The organism is Clostridium sp., from assembly GCF_051656525.1.
Taxonomy (GTDB): domain Bacteria; phylum Bacillota; class Clostridia; order Clostridiales; family Clostridiaceae; genus Clostridium.
Genome location: NZ_JBOGCC010000385.1, coordinates 1 through 2,295, shown reverse-complemented (window position 1 = coordinate 2,295; position 2,295 = coordinate 1). Strand labels below are relative to the sequence as shown.

Below are 2,295 nucleotides of genomic sequence, written 5' to 3'. Positions count from 1 at the left end.
CTGTAGTATCAACAATAACTTTATATCTTAGAGGATTGTTGATTTGTTCCTGTTTTACGGGAAAAGTAGGCATTCCATTAACAGTTTTAGCTATATTTACATTTTCAGGAGCAGAATATTTAATAGTTGTAGAATTTTCATAATTATCTCCATTGACCGTAGTAACAGCGGTATTTGTTATAGAATCTAATTTTTTCGTAACTTTAGTACTAAAGTTAATAGTTATTTTATTGTTAGTTGATACTAATGTTGTACAAGAAATAGTTCTTGTTTGATAATCTAAAGTTATAGTAACGCCAGTATCCTTTTCTGTATAAATAGTTGATTTATTCCCATCTTCAGCAATTTTATATATTGTAAGTCCGGGGCTTGTACCACCGTTATAAGGACTATTTAGCCAAGCATTCAATCCGGAATTTGTATTATTAGAAAATGCAAGGCCTTCTGGAAGTTTGTCAGTAATAGTAGTCCCAATAGGTAATTCAAAATGTCCAGAGTTTATAGTTAGAGTATAATTTTTCATATCACCAACTTTTTCATAAGTTTGTCCATTCACACTTTTTTGTGTGAGTGATTTAGAAGCCTCAGGTGTTAAGTTATTTCCTAAGTTTGAATTTACAATAACTGTAGAGTTAGAAGAAACACTTCCCATAGTAGCTGTATTTTCTCTATACCATAAAGGTCTATTTTCAGCAGCTATTTTATTAATATTACAAGAGTAAGTTATAGTATAAATATCTCCAATGGGAAAATTTGAAATATTTATAGTAGTATTAGATTGATTTTTTTCGATTTTGATTTGATTTTGTAATTGTGAAGTGACATTAACACCTTTAGAATTTGTAATTTGTAGACTATTATCATTTAAATCTAATCCAGAATCCATAACATCTTTAAAGTTTTCAGTAGTAGATTGGTTTTTAGTATTAACTACAATTTTGTAATTTAAGGGATTATCAATTTCATTTGCCTTAATTGGAAGAGTTTTAGAGTCATTTACTGTTTTATTTAAAGAAATACCAAGAGGTGGAGGATAGTTTATAGTAACATTTGAGACTTCACCATTTATTTCAATAGGTACCTTAATAGAGCCAGTAGTATTTTGAGAGTTAAAGGTTGCTTGGAGAGTAATATACCCACCAATTACACCAATAATATTATCATTAGCAGTAAGGGTAACTGTGTTGTTTTCTATAACTGGCGGATCAAAGCATACATACGGATAAGTTAAAGTTTTTATTGAATTAAAAACAGAAGGCAACTTAAATGTAAGTTTATCACCAGGATTTATATTGGGACTACATGTAAAATTAATCTTGAAATCTACAGAATCACCATTTTTTAAAGATAGACTGTCGTCATTATTTATAGGTTTGTCATTTATCTCTAAAGTAGTATTAAATGAAGACGTTTTAATTTTTTTAGTTACATCACCATAAGAATATGTGTCAGGAAAAATATTAGTAAAAAGTGTTAAAGAAAAAACAAAAAAAGTTACTTTGGAAATTAAATTAATTTTTTTATTTTTCATTTTATCCCCCCTTAATATAAGAAAATTCAGAATATTTGATTTAATATCATTATTATTGCATGAAGATAAAAAATATGGAATGGAGTTTAAATAAAATTAACAAAAGTCAAAAATTAGACTTATTTATAAATAATGATGAACAAATAAAAAAAAAGAAGGTATCTATTGATACCTTCATAGAAGTTATAAACATTATCCCCACATAGTGAATCCAAAAAGTTGTCCGATTCCAGCACCTAAGATTCCAATTACAAGTAATAATCCGATACATGCAACGGGAGTCCATCCTCTTTTCTTTAAAAGGTAATATAATAGAAGAGTGAATGCAAGTGGTAACATTTGAGGAAGTACACCATCTAATATTTTTTGAATATCAATTGGTGCTTCACCATTTGGAATGACAATTCCAAGTTTAGTAGCTCCATAGTTACAAGTTAATGCACCTACAATGAATACTCCTAGTAAAGAAGCTGAACGAGTAAATTCTTTTGCATTTCTAGTAAGAATATCGATAGCTTTTGAACCAAGATTGTATGACCAATGCATAAGCCAGCATCTAACACCAAACTGAACACCGTTAAATATCAGTAGGAAAAGAATAGGTCCAAAGAGTGAACCATTAATGGCCATATTTGCAGTAATACCAGCAGTTATAGGAACTAATGTGAACCAGAAAATAGCATCTCCAATTCCACCAAGTGGTCCCATTGCAGCAACACGGACAGCTCTAATTGTAGGAATATCTGCTTTTTGTTGCTCTAAAG

Annotated in this window: 2 protein-coding genes; both read right to left on the bottom strand. The window is 29.6% G+C overall.

Going from position 1 to position 2,295, the window contains the following annotated elements; genetic code table 11:
• The coding region (locus tag ACRDDY_RS18765) for a hypothetical protein (RefSeq protein WP_438566445.1) at window positions 1–1,531 on the bottom strand (1,531 nt) is incomplete at its 3' end.
• Between the two features lie 192 nt (window positions 1,532–1,723).
• Window positions 1,724–2,295: PTS system mannose/fructose/sorbose family transporter subunit IID (locus ACRDDY_RS18760; RefSeq protein ID WP_438566444.1), on the bottom strand; the 572-nt coding region annotated here is incomplete at its 5' end.